The following is a 15,965-nucleotide window of genomic DNA, read 5'->3' as shown; positions in this document are numbered from 1 at the left end:
ACCTACGGAGCCGGGCACTTCGGGCCGCCCCCGGCCGTTCACACATCGACGACCAGGGGCGGTACCGTTCGGTGGACGGGGGATACACCTCCCTGTCAGCGCCCATCGCCTGTACGAGACGGAGTGGCACCGGATGCAGCACGCAGTGGGTTCTCCGCTGCCGCCGCCCCATCAGCCGGGGCACGGACCGGCCACGGGCTGGTCGCCGGCCGCACATCACCCCGGCCCGCAGAACGCGGGCGCCCACCAGGGCCAGGTGCCCGTGCCTCCGCCGCCCCCGGTGCCCGTGCCCCCGCCGCCCCCGGCGCCGGGATATCAGGCGCCCCCGCCCGGGCCGGCCTCCTCCTGTGCCCCGTCGGCGCCGGAGGCCACCGGCCATGTGCCGCTGCCGCCCGGCGGTCCCGTGGCCGTGCCCATGACCCCGCCCGCCGCGGCGGCTCCCGACCCCGCCGGTACGACACTCGCGGTGCTGCTCATCGGCCCCGCGGGCGCGGGCAAGACCAGCGTCGCCAAGTACTGGGCGGACCACCGCCGGGTCCCCACGGCCCACATCAGCCTCGACGACGTACGCGAGTGGGTCCGCTCCGGCTTCGCCGACCCCCAGTCCGGGTGGAACGACAACTCCGAGGCGCAGTACCGCCTGGCCCGCCGCACCTGCGGCTTCGCTGCGCGCAACTTCCTGGCGAACGGCATCTCGTGCATCCTCGACGACGCGGTCTTCCCCGACCGCCCGGTCGTCGGCCTCGGCGGCTGGAAGCGCCACGTCGGACCGGGCCTGCTGCCGGTCGTCCTCCTGCCCGGGCTGGACATCGTCCTCGAACGCAACGCGGAGCGCTCGGGCAACCGACGCCTGTCGGACGAGGAGGTCGCCCGCATCCACGGCCGTATGGCGGGCTGGTACGGATCCGGCCTGCCGATCATCGACAACTCCCAGCTGGACGTCCCGGAGACGGCACGCGTCCTGGACGACGTCCTCGCCAGATCGATCGCCAGCCCACCCCAGTGGTAAGCGCCCCATAGGGGCGCGGGGAACTGCGCGACCAGCCCCCACACAGCCGCGGACGGCACACGGCCTCACGCGGCACGGCTCCCTCCCGAAACAGCACCCCACCCCCCCCGGACACACCAGGCACCGCCCACTCAGCCGCCCTCAACCAGCGCAAAACCGGCGAAGCTCATACGCTCGGGTCATGTCAGAGGTGTACGCGGCCCGCCGGACGCGTCTGAGGGAATACTGCAACGCGGGCGGCAGCGCGGCGGCGCTGGTCTCCCGCCCCGCCAACGTGCGCTATCTCGCGGGCGCCGCCCCGCACGACGCCGTTCTGCTGCTGGGCAGGACCGAGGAGCAGGACCTCCTCGTCTGTGCCGGGCCGACGGCCGACCGCCCCGCACAGGAGCGCCCCGACGAGGCTCTGCGCGTCCACACCCTGCCCGGAGTCGGCGGAGGTGACCCAGCCGTCGCGGCGGCCCGCCTCGCCCAGGACCAGGACGCCGACTCCCTCGCCGTGGAGGAGCACCACCTCACCGTGGCCCGGCACCGCGCCCTCGGCTCGGTCGCCCCCGGGCTGCGCCTGGCGGGCCTCGGCAGCGCGGTCGAGCAGCTCAGGGTCGTCAAGGACGAGGAGGAGATCTCCTGCCTGCGCATCGGCGCCGAGATCGCCGACCAGGCCCTGGGCGAGTTGCTGGAGTCGATCCTCGTCGGCCGCACCGAGCGCCACCTCGCCCTCGAACTCGAGCGGCGACTCGTGGACCACGGGGCGGACGGGCCGGCCTTCCCGACCTCCGTCGCCACCGGCCCGAACTCCGGCCGGCCCGGGCACCGGCCCACCGACCGCCGCGTCGAAGAGGGCGACTTCCTCTCCGTCTGCCTCGGCGCGACGTACCGCGGCTACCGCTGCGAGATCGGCCGCACCTTCGTCATCGGCACGGCTCCCGCGGACTGGCAGATCGAGCTGTACGACCTGGTGTTCGCCGCCCAGCGGGCCGGGCGTGAGAGCCTGGTACCCGGCGCCGCCTGCCGGGACGTCGACCGCGCCGCCCGCCAGGTCCTGGACTCCGCGGGGTACACCGAGGGCCTCACGATCCTGACCGGACACGGTGTAGGGCTCGAAATCGACGAGGACCCTCAATTGAGTCCCGCGGCCATGGGTAAACTGGACGCTTGCGTGCCAGTCACCGTCGAACCGGGGGTCCACCTCCCGGGCCGGGGCGGTGTCCGGATCGATGACACGCTCGTCGTCCGCCCCGAGGCGGACGGCGGACCCGAGCTACTCACCATCACGACCAAGGAGCTGCTCGCCCTGTAGCCAGGCAGGTGCGTGCCCCGGGGTCGTACGTCAGTCCAGGAGATTCCGCAACCGTGGCTTCCACGAACGACCTCAAGAACGGCATGGTGCTCAAGCTCGAAGGCGGCCAGCTCTGGTCCGTCGTCGAGTTCCAGCACGTCAAGCCCGGCAAGGGCCCGGCCTTCGTGCGCACCAAGCTCAAGAACGTGCTCTCCGGCAAGGTCGTCGACAAGACCTTCAACGCCGGCGTCAAGGTCGAAACGGCCACCGTCGACAAGCGCGACATGCAGTTCTCCTACATGGACGGCGAGTACTTCGTCTTCATGGACATGGAGACCTACGACCAGCTGCACGTCGACAAGAAGGCCGTCGGCGACGCCGCGAACTTCCTGATCGAGGGCTTCACCGCCACCGTCGCGCAGCACGAGGGCGAGGTGCTCTTCGTGGAGCTGCCCGCCGCCGTCGAGCTCGTCATCCAGGAGACCGAGCCGGGCGTCCAGGGCGACCGCTCCACGGGCGGCACCAAGCCCGCCACCCTGGAGACCGGCCACCAGATCAACGTGCCGCTCTTCATCACCACCGGTGAGAAGATCAAGGTCGACACCCGCACCAGTGACTACCTCGGCCGGGTGAACAGCTAACCGTGGCTGCCCGCAACACGGCCCGTAAGCGCGCCTTCCAGATCCTCTTCGAGGGGGACCAGCGCGGTGCCGAGGTGCTGACCGTCCTCGCGGACTGGGTCCGGCTGTCCCGGGCGGACACCCGGCAGCCGCCGGTCAGCGAGTACACGATGGAACTGGTCGAAGGCTACGCGAAGCACGCGAAGCGCATCGACGAGCTGATCGCCCAGTACTCCGTCGGCTGGACCCTCGACCGGATGCCCGTCGTCGACCGCAACATCCTGCGGCTCGGCGCCTACGAGCTGATCTGGGTCGACGCGACGCCGGACGCCGTCGTCCTCGACGAGATGGTGCAGCTGGCGAAGGAGTTCTCCACGGACGAGTCGCCCTCGTTCGTGAACGGCCTGCTGGGCCGGCTGAAGGAACTCAAGCCCTCGCTCCGCCGCGACGAGGTCTGACACGGACCACATGCCGGAGGGCCCGCAGCGTCACCGCTGCGGGCCCTCCGGCGTTTCCGTACGTCTCCGTGCGTCCCGGTGCAGCCGAGGCTCCGGCAGGGACGCACAACGCCGCCGGGGCGGCCGAGAACCATACGGTTTCGGCCACCCCGGCGGCACGTTTCTGCTGGACCGTCCTCCGGACCCGCCAAGCGGTCAGGCGTCCTCGTGGGACGCCACCGCGCGGCGCGCGTCCGCGTCCAGGACGCCCCAGCTGATCAGCTGCTCGGTCAGGACCGACGGCGACTGGTCGTAGATGACGGCCAGTGTGCGCAGGTCGTCCTGGCGGATCGACAGCACCTTGCCGTTGTAGTCACCGCGCTGCGACTGGATCGTGGCCGCGTAGCGCTGGAGGGGGCCCGCCTTCTCGGCCGGCACCGTGGCCAGCCGCTCCAGGTCCAGGACCAGCTTCGGCGGCGGCTCGGCGGCCCCGCCCGGGGTCGTGCCCGGAAGCAGTTCCTGCACCGGAACGCCGTAGAAATCCGCCAGCTCGGCAAGGCGCTGCACGGTCACGGCACGGTCGCCGCGCTCGTACGAACCGACCACGACCGCCTTCCAGCGTCCCTGGGACTTCTCCTCGACACCGTGGAGGGAAAGGCCCTGCTGGGTGCGGATCGCCCGGAGCTTGGCCCCGAGCTGTTTGGCGTATTCGCTGGACATATAGCTCCCCGGCACTGTGTCGACGCGTCTGGCGTGGGTGCCAGGCCGCGCGGCTGGTAACTCACTGTGAGGTTACGCAGCGTTACTCTGCCGCGTCAAGCCGAATGGTCCGCACCGACTCTTCCGTGGTATCGGCGTTCCGTTGCGCCGAGTGGGTGATCCAAGGGGGCCGTTCGGGCGATCACCGGGACCTGCTACCGTGTATGGCGCAATCTCGACGTCCTTTAAGGTCCGTCCCGTGAGGCGGAGAAGGAGGTCCGTTTCGTATGGACACGCACGACACGCGCGACACGCAGTCCGATGCCCGGCCCGTTCTCGAAGGGCCCGACATCGCGCGGGTGCTGACCCGCATCGCCCACGAGATCGTCGAACGCGCCAAGGGCGCCGACGACGTGGTGCTCCTCGGCATTCCGACCCGTGGCGTCTTCCTCGCCCGGCGCATCGCCGACAAGCTCGAGCAGATCACCGAGCGCAAGGTCCCGTGCGGCTCGCTCGACATCACCATGTACCGCGACGATCTGCGCATGCACCCGCCGCGGGCGCTGGCCCGCACCGAGATCCCCGGTGACGGCCTCGACGGCAAGCTCGTCGTCCTCGTCGACGACGTGCTCTTCTCCGGCCGCACCATCCGCGCCGCCCTCGACGCCCTGAACGACCTCGGGCGCCCGCGCGCGGTCCAGCTCGCCGTCCTCGTCGACCGCGGACACCGCGAACTGCCCATCCGCGCCGACTACGTCGGCAAGAACCTCCCCACGTCGTTGCGGGAGACGGTCAAGGTCCAGCTCGCCGAGGAGGACGGTCGCGACACCGTGCTGCTCGGTGCCAAGCCGACCTCTCAGTAGCGCTCCAGGCGTACGCCGCCGTCGTACGCCCGCTCAGTGCGCCCTCGCGCGCCCGTCTGCCCCGAATCTCCCGAATGAACTGCCTTACGGAGCCTGACAGATGCAGCGTCATCTCATCTCGGCCGCCGACCTCACCCGCGACGACGCCGTCCTGATCCTCGACACCGCCGAGGAGATGGCACGGGTCGCCGACCGGCCGATCAAGAAGCTGCCGACCCTGCGCGGCCGCACGATCGTCAACCTCTTCTTCGAGGACTCCACCCGGACCCGGATCTCCTTCGAGGCCGCCGAGAAGCGGCTGTCCGCGGACGTCATCAACTTCACCGCCAAGGGCTCCAGCGTCTCCAAGGGCGAGTCCCTGAAAGACACCGCCCAGACCCTGGAGGCGATGGGCGTCGACGCCGTCGTCATCCGGCACGGCGCCTCCGGAGCCCCGTACCGCCTCGCCAACTCCGGCTGGATCGACGCGGCCGTGGTCAACGCCGGGGACGGCACCCACCAGCACCCCACCCAGGCCCTGCTGGACGCCTTCACCATGCGCCGCCGCCTGATCGGCCCGGACGCCGGGCTCGGCCGCGACCTCGAAGGCAAGCGCATCACGCTCGTCGGCGACGTCCTGCACAGCCGGGTCGCCCGCTCCAACGTCGACCTGCTGCACACCCTCGGCGCCGAGGTCACCCTCGTCGCCCCGCCGACGCTCCTGCCGGTCGGCATCGAGACCTGGCCCTGCGAGGTCTCCTACGACCTCGACAGCACGCTGCCGAAGTCCGACGCGGTGATGATGCTGCGTGTCCAGCGCGAGCGCATGAACGCCGCGTTCTTCCCGACCGAGCGCGAGTACTCCCGGCGCTACGGCCTCGACGGCGACCGCATGGCGCGGATGCCCGAGCACGCCATCGTGATGCACCCCGGCCCGATGGTCCGCGGCATGGAGATCACCGCCGAGGTCGCCGACTCCGACCGCTGCACCGTCGTCGAGCAGGTCGCAAACGGAGTGTCCATCCGGATGGCCGTCCTGTACCTGCTGCTCGGTGGGAACGAACCCGCCGTCACCCACCCCCGCACCGAGGAGAAGTAAGACAGATGAGCAAGATCCTGATCCGTGGTGCGAAGGTGCTCGGCGGCGAGCCGCAGGACGTCCTGATCGACGGCGGGACCATCGCCGAGGTGGGTGCCGGTCTGAGCGCCGAGGGCGCCGAGGTCGTCGAGGCCGAGGGCAAGGTGCTGCTGCCGGGCCTGGTCGACCTGCACACCCACCTGCGTGAGCCGGGCCGCGAGGACTCCGAGACCGTCCTCACCGGCACCCGCGCCGCCGCCTCCGGCGGCTTCACCACCGTCTTCGCCATGGCCAACACCTTCCCGGTCGCCGACACCGCCGGTGTCGTCGAGCAGGTCTGGCGGCTCGGCAAGGAGCACGGCTACTGCGACGTCCAGCCCATCGGCGCGGTCACCGTCGGCCTGGAGGGCAAGAAGCTCGCCGAGCTGGGTGCCATGCACGAGTCCGCCGCCGGCGTCACCGTCTTCTCCGACGACGGCAAGTGCGTCCACGACGCCGTGATCATGCGCCGGGCCCTGGAGTACGTGAAGGCCTTCGGCGGTGTCGTCGCCCAGCACGCGCAGGAGCCGCGGCTGACCGAGGGCGCCGAGATGAACGAGGGCGTCGTCTCCGCCGAGCTCGGCCTCGGGGGCTGGCCCGCGGTGGCCGAAGAATCGATCATCGCCCGGGATGTCCTGCTCGCCGACCACGTCGGCTCCCGCGTCCACATCTGCCACCTGTCGACCGCCGGCTCCGTCGAGATCGTCCGCTGGGCCAAGTCCCGCGGCATCCAGGTCACCGCCGAGGTCACCCCGCACCACCTCCTCCTCACGGATGAGCTGGTGCGCACCTACAACCCCGTCTACAAGGTCAACCCGCCGCTGCGCACCGAGCGCGACGTCATGGCCCTGCGCGAGGCGCTCGCCGACGGCACGATCGACATCGTCGCCACCGACCACGCCCCGCACCCGCACGAGGACAAGGACTGCGAGTGGGCCGCGGCCGCCATGGGCATGGTCGGGCTGGAGACCGCGCTGTCGGTGGTGCAGGAGACCATGGTCGACACGGGTCTGCTGGACTGGGCGGGCGTCGCCGACCGGATGTCCGTCAAGCCCGCGCAGATCGGACAGGCCACGGGCCACGGACGTCCCGTCTCGGCAGGTGAGCCCGCCAACCTCACCCTGGTCGACACGGCATACCGTGGGCTCGTGGAACCCGCGGGCTTCGCCTCGCGCAGCCGCAACACCCCGTATGAGGGGCGTGAGCTGCCGGGCCGTGTCACGCACACGTGGCTGCGGGGCAAGGCCACGCTCGTCGACGGGAAGCTCACGTGACACCTGTACTCCTGCTGGCCGCCGAGAAGGAATCGGCGCAAGTGACCGACTGGGCCGCCCGCATCGGCTGGGTCGTCGGCCTCGCCCTGTTCGTCGCCCTCGTCTACTGGCTGATGCGCGAGGGCTGGAAGTGGCGCGGCACCCTCCAGGGCGACCTGCCCGAGCTGCCCGTCACCCCGGACGACCCGGGCCCCGCAAAGCTCAGCATGAGCGGCCGCTACCACGGCTCCACCACCGCCGGGCAGTGGCTCGACCGCATCGTCGCGCACGGCCTGGGCACCCGCAGCCGGGCCGAGCTGACCCTGACGGACGCCGGCCTCGACGTCGTACGCCCCGGCGCGGACGACTTCTTCGTCCCGGCCGCGGCGCTGCGCGAGGCCCGGCTCGACAAGGGCATCGCCGGCAAGGTGCTCACCGAGGGCGGCCTGCTCGTCGTCACCTGGGAGCACGGCGACCGGCTGATCGACTCCGGGTTCCGCTCCGACCACGCGGCCGAGCACCACGAGTGGGTCGAGACCCTCAACTCCATGATCGAAACGAACACCAGGGAAGGCGCCGAACGATGACCACCTCCACCAGGGGAGCCACCAAAACTCCCGCCGTACTCGTCCTGGAGGACGGCCGGGTCTTCCGCGGCCGCGCCTACGGGGCCGTGGGGGAGACCTTCGGCGAAGCGGTGTTCTCCACCGGCATGACCGGCTACCAGGAGACCCTCACCGACCCCTCCTACCACCGCCAGGTGGTCGTCATGACCGCCCCGCACGTCGGCAACACGGGTGTCAACGACGAGGACATGGAGTCCCGGAAGATCTGGGTCTCCGGCTACGTCGTGCGTGACCCCGCGCGCGTGCCGTCCAACTGGCGCTCCCGGCGCACGCTGGACGAGGAGCTGGACGCCCAGGGCGTCGTCGGCATCAGCGGCATCGACACCCGCGCCCTCACCCGCCACCTGCGTGAGCGCGGCGCCATGCGCGTCGGCATCTTCAGCGGCGAGGCCGTCCGGGACGACGCCGCGCTGCTGGCCCGCGTCCAGGAGGCCCCGCAGATGAAGGGCGCGAACCTCTCCGCCGAGGTCGCCACCACCGAGCCGTACGTCGTCCCGGCCATCGGCGAGAAGAAGTACACCGTCGCCGCCGTCGACCTCGGCATCAAGGGCATGACCCCGCACCGCATGGCCGAGCGCGGCATCGAGGTGCACGTGCTCCCGGCGACCGCCACCGTCGAGGACGTCTACGCGGTGAACCCGGACGGCGTGTTCTTCTCCAACGGCCCGGGCGACCCGGCAACCGCCGACCACCCCGTCTCCGTGATGCGGGGCGTCCTGGAGCGCGGCACCCCGCTGTTCGGCATCTGCTTCGGCAACCAGATCCTGGGCCGCGCGCTCGGCTTCGGCACCTTCAAGCTGAAGTACGGCCACCGCGGCATCAACCAGCCGGTGCAGGACCGCACGACCGGCAAGGTCGAGGTCACCGCGCACAACCACGGCTTCGCCGTCGACGCCCCGCTCGACAAGGTCTCCGAGACCCCGTTCGGCCGCGCCGAGGTGTCCCACGTCTGTCTGAACGACAACGTGGTGGAAGGGCTCCAGCTCCTCGACCGCCCCGCTTTCAGCGTCCAGTACCACCCCGAAGCGGCAGCCGGCCCGCACGACGCCGCCTACCTGTTCGACCGCTTCGTATCCCTGATGGAGGGCCAGCGTGCCTAAGCGCACCGATATCCAGTCCGTCCTGGTCATCGGCTCCGGCCCGATCGTCATCGGCCAGGCCGCCGAGTTCGACTACTCCGGCACCCAGGCGTGCCGCGTCCTCAAGGCCGAGGGCCTGCGGGTCGTCCTGGTGAACTCCAATCCGGCGACGATCATGACCGACCCGGAGATCGCCGACGCCACCTACGTCGAGCCGATCACCCCCGAGTTCGTCGAGAAGATCATCGCCAAGGAGCGCCCCGACGCGCTGCTGCCCACGCTGGGCGGCCAGACGGCCCTCAACACGGCGATCTCCATGCACGAGCAGGGTGTGCTGGAGAAGTACGGCGTCGAGCTGATCGGCGCCAACGTCGAGGCCATCAACAAGGGCGAGGACCGCGACCTGTTCAAGGACGTGGTCGAGGAGGTCCGCAAGAAGATCGGCCACGGCGAGTCCGCCCGGTCCGTGATCTGCCACTCCATGGACGACGTCCTCGCCGGCGTCGACACGCTCGGCGGCTACCCCGTCGTCGTCCGCCCCTCCTTCACCATGGGCGGCGCCGGCTCCGGCTTCGCCCACGACGAGGAGGAGCTGCGCCGCATCGCCGGCCAGGGCCTCACGCTCTCCCCGACCACCGAGGTGCTCCTGGAGGAGTCCATCCTCGGCTGGAAGGAGTACGAGCTGGAGCTGATGCGCGACAAGAACGACAACGTCGTGGTCGTCTGCTCCATCGAGAACTTCGACCCCATGGGCGTGCACACCGGCGACTCGATCACCGTGGCGCCCGCGATGACGCTCACCGACCGCGAGTACCAGATCCTGCGCGACGTCGGCATCGCGATCATCCGCGAGGTCGGCGTCGACACCGGCGGCTGCAACATCCAGTTCGCGGTGAACCCGGCCGACGGCCGCGTCATCGTCATCGAGATGAACCCGCGCGTGTCCCGCTCCTCGGCGCTCGCCTCCAAGGCGACCGGCTTCCCGATCGCCAAGATCGCCGCCAAGCTCGCCGTCGGCTACACCCTCGACGAGATCCCGAACGACATCACGCAGGAGACCCCGGCCTCCTTCGAGCCCACGCTCGACTACGTGGTCGTGAAGGCCCCGCGGTTCGCCTTCGAGAAGTTCCCGAGCGCCGACAGCACGCTGACCACCACCATGAAGTCGGTCGGCGAGGCCATGGCCATCGGCCGCAACTTCACCGAGGCCTTCCAGAAGGCGCTGCGCTCCCTGGAGAAGGAGGGCAGCCAGTTCACCTTCGTCGGCGAGCCCGGTGACAAGCTCCAGCTCCTGGAGCAGGCGGTGCGCCCCACCGACGGCCGCATCAACACCGTCATGCAGGCCATCCGCGCCGGAGCCACGCCCGAGGAGATCTTCGACTACACGAAGATCGACCCCTGGTTCGTCGACCAGCTCTTCCTGATCAAGGAGATCGCCGACGAGCTGGCCGAGGCGCCCGAGCTGACCACCGACCTGCTCGCCGAGGCCAAGCGGCACGGCTTCTCCGACGCGCAGATCGGCGAGATCCGCGGGCTGCGCGAGGACGTCGTCCGCGAGGTCCGGCACGCCCTCGGCATCCGCCCGGTCTACAAGACGGTCGACACCTGCGCCGCCGAGTTCGCCGCGAAGACGCCGTACTTCTACTCCTCCTACGACGAGGAGACGGAGGTCGCCTCCCGCGAGAAGCCGGCCGTCATCATCCTGGGTTCCGGCCCGAACCGCATCGGCCAGGGCATCGAGTTCGACTACTCCTGCGTCCACGCCTCCTTCGCGCTGAGCGACGCGGGCTACGAGACCGTGATGGTCAACTGCAACCCGGAGACCGTCTCCACGGACTACGACACCTCCGACCGCCTGTACTTCGAGCCGCTGACGCTGGAGGACGTGCTGGAGATCGTGCACGCCGAGCAGCAGGCCGGACCGGTCGCGGGCGTCGTCGTCCAGCTCGGCGGCCAGACCCCGCTGGGCCTGTCGCAGGCGCTGAAGGACAACGGCGTGCCGATCGTCGGCACCTCGCCGGAGGCCATCCACGCCGCCGAGGACCGGGGCGCCTTCGGCCGGGTCCTGGCGGAGGCCGGCCTCCCGGCCCCCAAGCACGGCACCGCCACCACCTTCACCGAGGCCAAGACCATCGCCGACGAGATCGGCTACCCGGTCCTGGTCCGCCCCTCGTACGTGCTCGGCGGCCGCGGCATGGAGATCGTCTACGACGAGACGCGCCTGGAGGCGTACATCGCCGAGTCGACCGAGATCAGCCCCTCGCGGCCGGTCCTCGTCGACCGGTTCCTCGACGACGCGATCGAGATCGACGTCGACGCGCTCTACGACGGTGAGGAGCTCTACCTCGGCGGTGTCATGGAGCACATCGAGGAGGCCGGCATCCACTCCGGCGACTCGGCGTGCGCCCTGCCCCCGATCACCCTCGGCGGCTTCGACATCAAGCGCCTGCGCGCCTCCACGGAGGGCATCGCCAAGGGCGTCGGGGTCCGCGGGCTGATCAACATCCAGTTCGCGCTGGCGGGCGACATCCTCTACGTCCTGGAGGCCAACCCGCGCGCCTCCCGCACGGTCCCCTTCACCTCGAAGGCGACGGCGGTGCCGCTGGCCAAGGCCGCCGCCCGGATCTCGCTCGGCGCGACCATCGCCGAGCTGCGCGCCGAGGGCCTGCTCCCGGCCGACGGCGACGGCGGGGAGCTGCCGTTCGACGCGCCGATCTCCGTCAAGGAGGCCGTCATGCCGTGGTCCCGCTTCCGCGACATCCACGGCCGCGGCGTCGACACGGTCCTCGGCCCGGAGATGCGCTCCACCGGCGAGGTCATGGGCATCGACTCGGTCTTCGGTACGGCCTACGCCAAGTCGCAGGCCGGTGCCTACGGCCCGCTGCCGACCAAGGGCCGCGCGTTCATCTCGGTCGCCAACCGCGACAAGCGTTCGATGATCTTCCCGGCCCGCGAGCTGGTCGCCCACGGCTTCGAGCTGCTCGCCACGTCCGGCACCGCGGAGGTCCTCAAGCGCAACGGGATCAACGCCACCATCGTGCGCAAGCAGTCCGAGGGCACCGGCCCGAACGGCGAGAAGACCATCGTCCAGCTCATCCACGACGGCGAGGTCGACCTGATCGTCAACACCCCGTACGGCACGGGCGGCCGCCTCGACGGCTACGACATCCGTACGGCGGCCGTGGCCCGCTCCGTGCCCTGCCTGACGACGGTCCAGGCCCTCGCGGCGGCGGTCCAGGGCATCGACGCCCTCAACCGCGGCGACGTGAGCGTCCGATCGCTCCAGGAACACGCGGAACACCTGACCGCGGCCCGCGACTAGCAGCCCCGAGGGGGACACCGGAAACGGTGTCCCCCTCTTCGTGAGGACGCCGAGTCCTCGTGAGGACACCATGTACAAGACTTTCTTCCGTCTCTTCTTCAAGAGGCTGGACCCGGAGCAGGCCCACCACATGGCCTTCCGCTGGATCCGCCTGGCCGCCCGCGTGCCCGTGCTGCGCACCTTCCTCGCGGCCGCCCTCGCGCCCCGCTACAAGGAGCTGCGTACCGAGGCCCTCGGGCTGCGGATGCACGGCCCCTTCGGGCTCGCGGCCGGCTTCGACAAGAACGCCGTCGGCATCGACGGCATGGCGATGCTCGGCTTCGACCACGTCGAGATCGGCACGGTGACCGGCGAGCCGCAGCCCGGCAACCCCAAGCAGCGGCTGTTCCGCCTGGTCGAGGACCGGGCGCTGATCAACCGCATGGGCTTCAACAACGACGGCTCGCTCCGCGTCGCCGCCCGCCTGGCCTCCCGGACGCCCGTCTTCAAGCCGGTCGTCGGCGTCAACATCGGCAAGACCAAGGTCGTGCCGGAGGAGGAGGCCGTCGCGGACTACGTGAAGTCCGCCGAGCGACTCGCGCCGTACGCCGACTACCTCGTCGTCAACGTCTCCTCGCCGAACACGCCGGGTCTGCGCAACCTCCAGGCGACCGAGGCACTGCGTCCCCTGCTGAGCGCCGTCCGCGAGGCCGCCGACCGCACGGTCTCCGCCCGCCGCGTGCCGCTCCTGGTCAAGATCGCGCCGGACCTGGCCGACGAGGACGTCGACGCAGTCGCCGACCTCGCCGTGGAACTCGGCCTGGACGGCATCATCGCCACCAACACCACCATCGCGCGCGAGGGACTCGGCCTGAAGTCCGACGCCTCCCTGGTCAAGGAGACCGGCGGCCTGTCCGGGGCGCCGCTGAAGGAACGCTCCACGGAGGTCCTGCGCCGCCTCTACGCGCGCGTGGGCGACCGGATCACCCTGGTGGGCGTCGGCGGCATCGAGAACGCCGAGGACGCCTGGCAGCGCATCCTGGCCGGTGCCACGCTGGTCCAGGGCTACAGCGCCTTCATCTACGAGGGGCCCTTCTGGGGCCGCGCGATCCACAAGGGGCTCGCCGCACGCCTGGCCACCAGCCCCTACGCCACGCTCGCCGACGCGGTGGGCGCCGACGTGAGGAAGACGGCATGAGTGGTCTCGAACCCTTCGGCGCGCGCCTGCGCCGTGCCATGGACGAGCGCGGCCCGCTGTGCGTCGGCATCGACCCGCACGCCTCCCTGCTCGCCGAGTGGGGCCTGAACGACGACGTGGCGGGCCTGGAGCGGTTCAGCCGCACGGTCGTCGAGGCGGTGGCCGACCGGGTCGCCGTGCTCAAGCCGCAGAGCGCGTTCTTCGAGCGGTTCGGCTCGCGCGGCGTCGCGGTGCTGGAGCGCTCCGTCGCCGAGGCGCGGGCGGCGGGTGCGCTGGTCGTGATGGACGCCAAGCGCGGCGACATCGGCTCCACCATGGCCGCCTACGCCGAGTCCTTCCTGCACAAGGACGCACCGCTGTTCTCCGACGCCCTGACGGTCTCGCCGTACCTCGGCTACGGATCGCTCAGCCCGGCCGTCGCGCTGGCCCGGGAGAGCGGCGCGGGACTGTTCGTGCTGGCGCTGACCTCCAACCCGGAGGGCGGCGAGGTCCAGCACGCCGTGCGCTCCGACGGCCGGAACGTCGGAGCGACGATGCTCGCGCACCTGGCCGCCGAGAACACGGGGGAGGAGCCCCTGGGGTCCTTCGGCGCGGTCGTCGGCGCCACCCTCGGTGATCTGTCGACCTACGACCTGGACATCAACGGCCCGCTCCTCGCGCCCGGCATCGGCGCCCAGGGCGCCACGCCGGCCGATCTTCCGGGGGCCTTCGGTGCGGCGGTGCGCAACGTCGTGCCGAACGTCAGCCGCGGAGTGCTACGCCACGGTCCCGACGTGGTCGCTCTGCGTGACGCCGCCCAGCGCTTCGCGGAGGAGATCCGTCAGGTCGTCACGTCCTCGTGAGGCGGTCCGGACCTTCCGGTGAGACCTCCGATGAGTGGTCCGGGGTGGCCTTGAGCCTGAATACATCCTCAAATCCGGGGCAGTATGTCCTAAATGTCCGTTCAGATGAAGGCTGACCAGGACTTTTCCGCTGTTCTCAATGACTCCGGCGGACTTGCCCGCTAGTCTCCGACGAGAGAACGGGCAAGCGTGTGTTGCTCGTGGCTCCCCAGGTGTGGGGCGACTAGGTTCCTCACCGGTCCGTATCCGACAGTTCGACATCCGAGGTGACGTAGGCGTGGCTCTTCCGCCCCTTACCCCTGAACAGCGCGCAGCCGCGCTCGAAAAGGCCGCCGCGGCTCGCCGGGAGCGGGCCGAGGTCAAGAATCGACTCAAGCACTCCGGCGCCTCCCTTCACGAGGTCATCAAGCAGGGCCAGGAGAACGACGTCATCGGCAAGATGAAGGTCTCCGCCCTCCTCGAGTCGCTGCCCGGCGTGGGCAAGGTCCGCGCCAAGCAGATCATGGAGCGACTCGGTATCTCCGAGAGCCGCCGGGTACGTGGCCTCGGTTCCAACCAGATCGCCTCCCTGGAGCGCGAGTTCGGCAGCACCGGCTCCTGAACCGGGCAGTCCGGGCAAGCGCGTCCCGGGCACTCCGCGATTGCTGGATAATCGCTGCATGGCTGCAACACCCCGGGGGACGTCCCCCGTACCCCCGGACGTACGTCCGCGGCTGACCGTGCTCTCCGGCCCTTCCGGGGTCGGCAAGAGCACGGTCGTCGCTCATATGCGCAAGGAACACCCCGAGGTCTGGCTCTCCGTGTCGGCCACGACCCGCAAGCCCCGCCCCGGCGAGCAGCACGGAGTCCACTACTTCTTCGTCTCCGACGACGAGATGGACAAGCTCATCGCCAACGGGGAACTGCTGGAGTGGGCCGAGTTCGCCGGCAACCGCTACGGCACGCCGCGTGCGGCCGTGCAGGAGCGCCTGGAGAACGGCGAGCCCGTGCTCCTGGAGATCGACCTGCAGGGCGCCCGCCTGGTCCGGGAGTCTATGCCCGAGGCCCAGCTGGTGTTCCTGGCTCCCCCCTCCTGGGAGGAGCTCGTCCGCAGACTCACCGGGCGGGGCACCGAACCGCCCGAGGTGATCGAGCGCCGGCTCGATGCGGCGAAGATCGAACTCGCGGCCGAGCCGGAGTTCGACACCACCCTGGTCAACACCTCCGTCGAGGACGTGGCGCGTGAGCTGCTAGCCTTGATGGACGTCGTGTGACCATCGTCGACCGTTCCGGCCGGCCGATCACCCCGACAGAATCTTTCCCATCCATCGGAAGGTAGAGCGTGTCCTCTTCCATCTCCGCGCCCGAGGGCATCATCAACCCGCCGATCGACGAGCTCCTCGAGGCCACCGACTCGAAGTACAGCCTGGTGATCTACGCGGCCAAGCGTGCCCGCCAGATCAACGCGTACTACTCGCAGCTCGGCGAGGGTCTCCTCGAGTACGTCGGTCCTCTCGTCGACACCCACGTCCACGAGAAGCCGCTCTCGATCGCCCTCCGCGAGATCAACGCGGGGCTCCTGACGTCCGAGGCCGTCGAAGGCCCGGCGCAGTAAGTAGGATTTACAGCTTGACGCTGACTTGCACCACAGGCCCGGCAGGCCGACTGCCGGGCCTGTGGTGTGTCA

Annotated in this window: 16 protein-coding genes; 15 read left to right on the top strand and 1 reads right to left on the bottom strand. The window is 70.4% G+C overall.

Annotated elements, in window-relative coordinates:
* Window positions 1-133 precede the first annotated feature (133 nt).
* The 4 genes from AB0B29_RS17630 to nusB all read left to right on the top strand — a co-directional run bounded on the left by AB0B29_RS17630 (window position 134) and on the right by nusB (window position 3,363).
* Window positions 134-1,009 (top strand): Pro-rich N-terminal domain-containing protein, encoded by an 876-nt coding sequence (locus AB0B29_RS17630; RefSeq protein ID WP_362240223.1) that lies wholly within the window; start codon window positions 134-136, stop codon window positions 1,007-1,009.
* 181 nt (window positions 1,010-1,190) lie between these two features.
* Window positions 1,191-2,306 carry an aminopeptidase P family protein gene (locus AB0B29_RS17625; RefSeq protein WP_362240220.1) on the top strand — a complete coding sequence of 372 codons (1,116 nt, stop codon included), beginning with the start codon at window positions 1,191-1,193 and terminating at the stop codon, window positions 2,304-2,306.
* Window positions 2,307-2,359: 53 nt separating this feature from the next.
* On the top strand, window positions 2,360-2,926 hold the full coding sequence (gene efp, locus AB0B29_RS17620; RefSeq protein WP_185009096.1) for an elongation factor P: 567 nt from the start codon (window positions 2,360-2,362) through the stop codon (window positions 2,924-2,926).
* Window positions 2,927-2,928: 2 nt separating this feature from the next.
* Window positions 2,929-3,363, top strand: coding sequence for a transcription antitermination factor NusB (gene nusB / locus AB0B29_RS17615; protein WP_344454648.1), 435 nt, complete (start codon window positions 2,929-2,931; stop codon window positions 3,361-3,363).
* 195 nt (window positions 3,364-3,558) lie between these two features.
* Here the strand turns inward: nusB and bldD are convergent, their stop codons facing one another.
* Window positions 3,559-4,062 (bottom strand): transcriptional regulator BldD, encoded by a 504-nt coding sequence (gene bldD, locus AB0B29_RS17610; RefSeq protein ID WP_006131213.1) that lies wholly within the window; start codon window positions 4,060-4,062, stop codon window positions 3,559-3,561.
* Between the two features lie 266 nt (window positions 4,063-4,328).
* On the opposite strand from bldD, the gene pyrR reads away from it, so the two are divergent.
* The 11 genes from pyrR to rpoZ all read left to right on the top strand — a co-directional run bounded on the left by pyrR (window position 4,329) and on the right by rpoZ (window position 15,893).
* On the top strand, window positions 4,329-4,904 hold the full coding sequence (gene pyrR, locus AB0B29_RS17605; protein WP_362240217.1) for a bifunctional pyr operon transcriptional regulator/uracil phosphoribosyltransferase PyrR: 576 nt from the start codon (window positions 4,329-4,331) through the stop codon (window positions 4,902-4,904).
* A gap of 100 nt (window positions 4,905-5,004) precedes the next feature.
* Window positions 5,005-5,982, top strand: coding sequence for an aspartate carbamoyltransferase catalytic subunit (locus tag AB0B29_RS17600; protein WP_358958224.1), 978 nt, complete (start codon window positions 5,005-5,007; stop codon window positions 5,980-5,982).
* A gap of 5 nt (window positions 5,983-5,987) precedes the next feature.
* Window positions 5,988-7,274, top strand: coding sequence for a dihydroorotase (locus tag AB0B29_RS17595; protein ID WP_362240214.1), 1,287 nt, complete (start codon window positions 5,988-5,990; stop codon window positions 7,272-7,274).
* Window positions 7,271-7,840 carry a PH-like domain-containing protein gene (locus tag AB0B29_RS17590; RefSeq protein ID WP_362240212.1) on the top strand — a complete coding sequence of 190 codons (570 nt, stop codon included), beginning with the start codon at window positions 7,271-7,273 and terminating at the stop codon, window positions 7,838-7,840. Before AB0B29_RS17595 ends, AB0B29_RS17590 begins: the two co-directional genes overlap by 4 nt.
* A complete protein-coding gene (gene carA, locus AB0B29_RS17585) occupies window positions 7,837-8,979 on the top strand; it encodes a glutamine-hydrolyzing carbamoyl-phosphate synthase small subunit (protein ID WP_362240209.1) in 1,143 nt (380 codons plus the stop codon). Before AB0B29_RS17590 ends, carA begins: the two co-directional genes overlap by 4 nt.
* Entirely contained in the window at window positions 8,972-12,280 is a 3,309-nt protein-coding gene (gene carB, locus AB0B29_RS17580; protein ID WP_362240207.1) for a carbamoyl-phosphate synthase large subunit, read from the top strand. The genes carA and carB overlap by 8 nt, the downstream gene beginning before the upstream one ends.
* Window positions 12,281-12,350: 70 nt before the next feature.
* The gene (locus tag AB0B29_RS17575; RefSeq protein WP_362240204.1) at window positions 12,351-13,457 is read left to right on the top strand and encodes a quinone-dependent dihydroorotate dehydrogenase; all 1,107 of its coding nucleotides are present in this window, start codon (window positions 12,351-12,353) and stop codon (window positions 13,455-13,457) included.
* Window positions 13,454-14,299 carry an orotidine-5'-phosphate decarboxylase gene (pyrF, locus tag AB0B29_RS17570; protein WP_362240201.1) on the top strand — a complete coding sequence of 282 codons (846 nt, stop codon included), beginning with the start codon at window positions 13,454-13,456 and terminating at the stop codon, window positions 14,297-14,299. The genes AB0B29_RS17575 and pyrF overlap by 4 nt, the downstream gene beginning before the upstream one ends.
* Window positions 14,300-14,576: 277 nt before the next feature.
* On the top strand, window positions 14,577-14,900 hold the full coding sequence (locus tag AB0B29_RS17565; RefSeq protein ID WP_003977346.1) for an integration host factor: 324 nt from the start codon (window positions 14,577-14,579) through the stop codon (window positions 14,898-14,900).
* Between the two features lie 58 nt (window positions 14,901-14,958).
* Window positions 14,959-15,552, top strand: coding sequence for a guanylate kinase (gmk, locus tag AB0B29_RS17560; protein WP_051814725.1), 594 nt, complete (start codon window positions 14,959-14,961; stop codon window positions 15,550-15,552).
* Window positions 15,553-15,620: 68 nt separating this feature from the next.
* Window positions 15,621-15,893, top strand: a complete 273-nt coding sequence (rpoZ, locus tag AB0B29_RS17555) for a DNA-directed RNA polymerase subunit omega (RefSeq protein ID WP_003988945.1) — start codon at window positions 15,621-15,623, stop codon at window positions 15,891-15,893.
* The last annotated feature ends 72 nt before the right edge of the window (window positions 15,894-15,965 follow it).

The organism is Streptomyces tibetensis, from assembly GCF_040647715.1.
GTDB lineage: Bacteria > Actinomycetota > Actinomycetes > Streptomycetales > Streptomycetaceae > Streptomyces > Streptomyces tibetensis_A.
This window is presented reverse-complemented; position numbering and strand designations above follow the sequence as displayed.

Coding starts and splice junctions, on each gene's coding strand:
- AB0B29_RS17595 (WP_362240214.1), top strand. CDS start 5,988: ATGAGCAAGATCCTGATCCGTGGTGCGAAGGTGCTCGGCGGCGAGCCG.
- pyrF (WP_362240201.1), top strand. CDS start 13,454: ATGAGTGGTCTCGAACCCTTCGGCGCGCGCCTGCGCCGTGCCATGGAC.
- gmk (WP_051814725.1), top strand. CDS start 14,959: ATGGCTGCAACACCCCGGGGGACGTCCCCCGTACCCCCGGACGTACGT.
- carA (WP_362240209.1), top strand. CDS start 7,837: ATGACCACCTCCACCAGGGGAGCCACCAAAACTCCCGCCGTACTCGTC.
- AB0B29_RS17625 (WP_362240220.1), top strand. CDS start 1,191: ATGTCAGAGGTGTACGCGGCCCGCCGGACGCGTCTGAGGGAATACTGC.
- AB0B29_RS17630 (WP_362240223.1), top strand. CDS start 134: ATGCAGCACGCAGTGGGTTCTCCGCTGCCGCCGCCCCATCAGCCGGGG.
- pyrR (WP_362240217.1), top strand. CDS start 4,329: ATGGACACGCACGACACGCGCGACACGCAGTCCGATGCCCGGCCCGTT.
- AB0B29_RS17575 (WP_362240204.1), top strand. CDS start 12,351: ATGTACAAGACTTTCTTCCGTCTCTTCTTCAAGAGGCTGGACCCGGAG.
- bldD (WP_006131213.1), bottom strand. CDS start 4,062: ATGTCCAGCGAATACGCCAAACAGCTCGGGGCCAAGCTCCGGGCGATC.
- AB0B29_RS17600 (WP_358958224.1), top strand. CDS start 5,005: ATGCAGCGTCATCTCATCTCGGCCGCCGACCTCACCCGCGACGACGCC.